This window comes from Ruegeria sp. BHSB058, from assembly GCF_059613285.1.
The window spans coordinates 1-4,289 of the sequence record NZ_JBXWSF010000141.1; the positions used below are offsets into that span (position 1 = coordinate 1).

The 4,289-nt window shown below is 54.8% G+C and carries 5 protein-coding genes; 1 reads left to right on the top strand and 4 read right to left on the bottom strand.

The genetic code is table 11. The annotated features are described in order from the left end of the window. From AC2FNB_RS20460 to AC2FNB_RS20475, 4 genes are all read right to left on the bottom strand, one after another. Positions 1 to 285: type 1 glutamine amidotransferase family protein (locus AC2FNB_RS20460; RefSeq protein WP_496748610.1), on the bottom strand; the 285-nt coding region annotated here is incomplete at its 3' end. Continuing rightward, positions 282 to 1,706 carry an FMN-binding glutamate synthase family protein gene (locus AC2FNB_RS20465; RefSeq protein ID WP_496748611.1) on the bottom strand — a complete coding sequence of 475 codons (1,425 nt, stop codon included), beginning with the start codon at positions 1,704 to 1,706 and terminating at the stop codon, positions 282 to 284. The genes AC2FNB_RS20465 and AC2FNB_RS20460, both read right to left, overlap by 4 nt. Beyond that, complete coding sequence (locus AC2FNB_RS20470; protein ID WP_480750759.1) at positions 1,691 to 2,404, bottom strand: GltB/FmdC/FwdC-like GXGXG domain-containing protein; 714 nt, start codon at positions 2,402 to 2,404, stop codon at positions 1,691 to 1,693. Before AC2FNB_RS20470 ends, AC2FNB_RS20465 begins: the two co-directional genes overlap by 16 nt. Further along, on the bottom strand, positions 2,401 to 3,546 hold the full coding sequence (locus AC2FNB_RS20475; RefSeq protein ID WP_496748612.1) for a class II glutamine amidotransferase domain-containing protein: 1,146 nt from the start codon (positions 3,544 to 3,546) through the stop codon (positions 2,401 to 2,403). The genes AC2FNB_RS20470 and AC2FNB_RS20475 overlap by 4 nt, the downstream gene beginning before the upstream one ends. A 2-nt stretch (positions 3,547 to 3,548) precedes the next feature. Here AC2FNB_RS20475 and AC2FNB_RS20480 point away from each other — a divergent pair, with 2 nt between their 5' ends. After that, positions 3,549 to 4,148 carry a GntR family transcriptional regulator gene (locus AC2FNB_RS20480; protein WP_480750761.1) on the top strand — a complete coding sequence of 200 codons (600 nt, stop codon included), beginning with the start codon at positions 3,549 to 3,551 and terminating at the stop codon, positions 4,146 to 4,148. Positions 4,149 to 4,289: the final 141 nt, after the last annotated feature.

Here is a 4,289-nt window from a genome sequence, read left to right on the forward strand (position 1 = left end):
GATTCCGAAGATGGGCTTGCCCGCATTTTTTGTGTTCAGCAAAAAATCTTTGAGCGGCTGTATCCACGGCGGGGCGTCATAAACTCCAAATTCGGACCCGCCCACTATAACCCCGTCAAACGTGCCTATCTCAGGCAACGCCTCGCCATCGACGACGTTTGCAACCGAAAACTCTGCGCTTCCCAAATGCGGCGCCAACCACCCCTTGATTTGGCTCGCGGTCCGTGGTGTCCCCTTCAGTAACGGAAGGGGATGCCCTGTCAGTTCGAGGATGGCAATTTTCACCAATCGAACGCCCTGTCTATCCCCGCCATTTTGACACCAGTAAAGGCAGAGGCTTCGAAGCTCAAAGCGCGCAGATCTTCGGTTTCCAAGTTGTGGACAGATGACTTGCCGCAAGCCTTTGCCAGAGCAGTGATTTCCATGGTCATGGCCGTCAGGTATCGTGCAATCCTTTCTGCTCCCGCCTTGGGATTCATCCGCACTTCCAGCTCAGGGTCCTGTGTTGCGATTCCGACTGGACAACGACCTGTATGGCAATGATGACATGCCCCAGGAGACGTCCCCAATGCCTTGTAATCCTCCACATAGCGCGGAGAATTACACCCTAGGGCCACCATCGCCGCATTGCCGATCATTACGGCATCGGCACCCAATGCTAGACACTTCGCGGCATCGACCCCGGATCTGATGCCACCAGCAGCCACCAACGAAACTTTGCCCGTCATGCCGCATTCATCCAACGCCTCTCGCGCAGCCCGGATCGCGCTCATCGTCGGAATTCCGGTGTGGTTCAGCAACAATTCCGGAGACGCACCAGTTCCTCCTTCGGCGCCGTCAACGACAACGACATCCGCCCCGGCTTTGGCAGCAATTGCCACGTCGAACCGTGGACGTGTCGCACCCATCTTGATAAAGATCGGCACCTGATAGTTCGTTGCGATCCGTAACTCTTCGATTTTAACGGCCAGATCGTCAGCCCCCAGAAAATCCGGATGACGGATCGTTGAACGTTGATCGACACCTTCCGGCAATGTCCGCATTTTGCTGACACGCGGGCTGACCTTCATGCCCAGCAATAGACCTCCGGTTCCGGGTTTGGCCCCCTGCCCCACAACCAGCTCCAAAGCATCCGCGCGCCGAAGGTGATCCAGATCGACTCCATAGCGAGCAGGAGACATCTGGTAGAGTAGAATGCGTGACGCTTGGCGTTCCTCTTCCAGCATTCCACCTTCGCCCGTACAGGTCATGGTGCCGACTTTCGAGGCCCCGAACCCCAGGGAAGCCTTGGCCGAGGCAGACAAGGCCCCAAAAGACATCGAGGCTATGTATATCGGAATTTTCAATTCGACAGGGCGTTCTACAAGCCCGCGACCACCACCCAAGACCGTCGTGGTATCACAGTTTTCGCGATATCCCTCCAACGGCAGGCGTGTCATCGTCGCAGGCACGAAGGTTAGATCGTCGAATGTCGGCAATCGCTTGTTGAAAGTGTTGTAACCGCGCACCTGATAGCGACCGAGTTGTGCTAGAGCGTGCACCTCGGAAATCGCCTCTGGCGTCCACCGGGTGGACCCGCCTTCATCATAAGAGGAGGGAACACCTGCGGGCCTACCTTCGACTGCGCCGGCATCGCGAAACCGGATTTCATTCTCCGAGGCCGTTTCGAATGGATATTCATATGGTTTACTCAGATCATGAGCCATGCGCTTGCGTCCCTGCTTTCAAAATACCAAAGGCGCTGACCTGAAACCATTTTTCGCCAGTTTCGAGAACTGTCAGTCAGCCCTAGCGGTCGCAGAATGGCGTCTACTTCTGCCACTTCCTCTGCGGTTGGGTCGATGATTTTGACGTCCACACCAGTGCTTTCGACCTCACCCGCGACCCAAACCTCTCCTTGCCACAAGGCGTCCGCGCAGGACGCGCCCGCGCCGCCTAGCGCGATGATTTTACCCGCATGTGCCATGAAGCCGGATTGATAGCCGATCTTCCCCTCGACCACGATGTTTCCGCCTTTCATGGCAACGCCAACACGTGGCCCTGCGTTGCCCTTGACGTGAATCGTGCCGCCAATCATGGCAGCACCGCAGGACATGCCTGCATAACCACCAACGGTGATGTGACCCTTGGCCATCCCTTCACCCACGGCCCAGCCGCAGTTTCTTTCGATGGCAATCTTGGCACCGGTGTTCAAGCCACCACAATAGTAGCCGACGGAACCTTCGAATGCGATGTCGACATTGTCAGGCAGGCCAATACCAAGATTGTGCCGTGAAAGGGTGTTCGTCACACGGATCGGTTGACCGAGACTGCAAGCCGCCATTATCTCCCGGTTGATTTCCCGGATTGGGCGGTCCCCAACTTCAATGACGATTTCGTCGGTAAGCGTTGCCGTTTCGCTCATGCCGCCATACTCCGGTTTCCGACACCCCAGATGCCCGTTAGTGAAGGGCCGTCATGATTGATGACATCACATTCTTCGGAAACAACGCGGCGCACGGCTTGTTCTTCGGTGGCGGCCGCCAACTCGCCGTTTTGGTTGACAACGACGAGCGGCTTCATGGCAAAGCGATCCTTGGCAAACCCGATCCCATATGGTGTGGCAATCATATAAGTAAAAACACCATCGATCGAGTTGATAGACTTTTTCAGTGCCTGCTCCATCGTCAAACCGGCTTTCATCTGATCACTGACCCAAACGGCTATCAATTCGCTGTCATTTTCAGTCAGAAAGCGATACCCGGCACGGGTCAGGCGGTTGCGCCACAAAAAATAGTCCGTGATCTGCCCATTGTGGACGATCGCCACATCCGAAAATGGCCGCGCCCAAAACGGATGCGATGCATTTGGCAGCACAGAGCTTTCCGTGGCAAGACGTGCATGCCCCAATCCGTGCGTACCGATCATGTCGCGAACTCCGTGTTTATCCGCAACAGCTTCGGCGCCTCCGATGTCTTTAACTATTTCCAGACTGCGACCGCAGGATTGAATTTCGATGCGGTTGGTAAGTGTGTCCGCATCCGAAACCCAAGCCTGCAAGTTGACCGGTTCGGATATTTCCATACGAAAGCAATAGTGTCTGTTGGCGTCCGTCACGATCTTTGGCTCGGACAGGAAGCCGGACCCATTTGCCTTCAAAACTGCCTCGAATTCATCGAGGTCAGATCCCTGCAGCGATTTGTCAAAACCCATACCTCTCAGCACGTATCCGGTGTCTCGCGGCACCCCGTAAATAGCGAAGCCAGTGCTGTCGGCACCACGATGCTCCTGCGCATCCATCAAGGCGACAAGATCGGCCCCGACTTGGCCCGGAGCAGCAAGAATCCTGCCAGCGATTCCACACATAAGAGAACTCCCTGTTCGTTTTGCTTTGTATACTGTATACAGTACACGAGCAATATCAACCCTATTCGGCTTGGCATCGCCTGCATTATTGAATACAGGATTCAGCAATGAAGAAAGCGAGGCACTGAGTGGCACTAAAACAAATAAAAACGCAGCGCAGACGGCTGGCGGATGAAGTTTACGACCAACTCGTAGAAGCAATCATGAGCCGCGAGATATCGACAGAAGACCGACTGGTGCAGGAGAAACTGGCCGCAGAATTGAATATCAGCCGAACTCCGGTCCGCGAGGCGTTAATGCGGTTGGAGACCGAAGGCGTACTGGAAGTCGTCGCTAGCGGTGGGTTTCGCCTCGCGCAAATGGACCACAATGAAGTCAAGCAACTTTATCAGGCCCGTGCAGCCATCGAAGGGCAAGCCGCACGTATCCTTGCGGTCAATGCTTCGGCCAAAACCCTGGACGGGCTGCGCGCCCTCATTCGCATCGAAGAAGACCTCGAAGACCCAACCACACGGGATTACTTCATTGCAAACAGACGCATTCACCGGGCCTTCATGGTGGAGGCTGACAATAAATTCCTTCTCGACATGTTCGATATGATTTGGGGAAAAGCGATGGCATTTCACCTGTTTTCGGCAATCGAGAACGTCGATATTTCCAAGTCCCTTGGTGACCACCTGAATCTCGTAGAAGCTATCGAAACTGGTAACCCAACCGAAGCACTGGAGGCATTCACCGCGCATATTCAAGCCGGATTCGACCTGCAGATTGAGGGTTTGTCGGAATCCCAAACCAACGCCTGACGTTGATGAACCAGCCACTTGTCCAATTTTGTCAGACCACAATGGCTTACAACGCACCTGACATGGGAACTGCAAAAACTAGGAAAGGCCAGAAAGAGTGGTCTTTTCGGGGGCCCACTGACGCGCCATTGGAACCGTTAT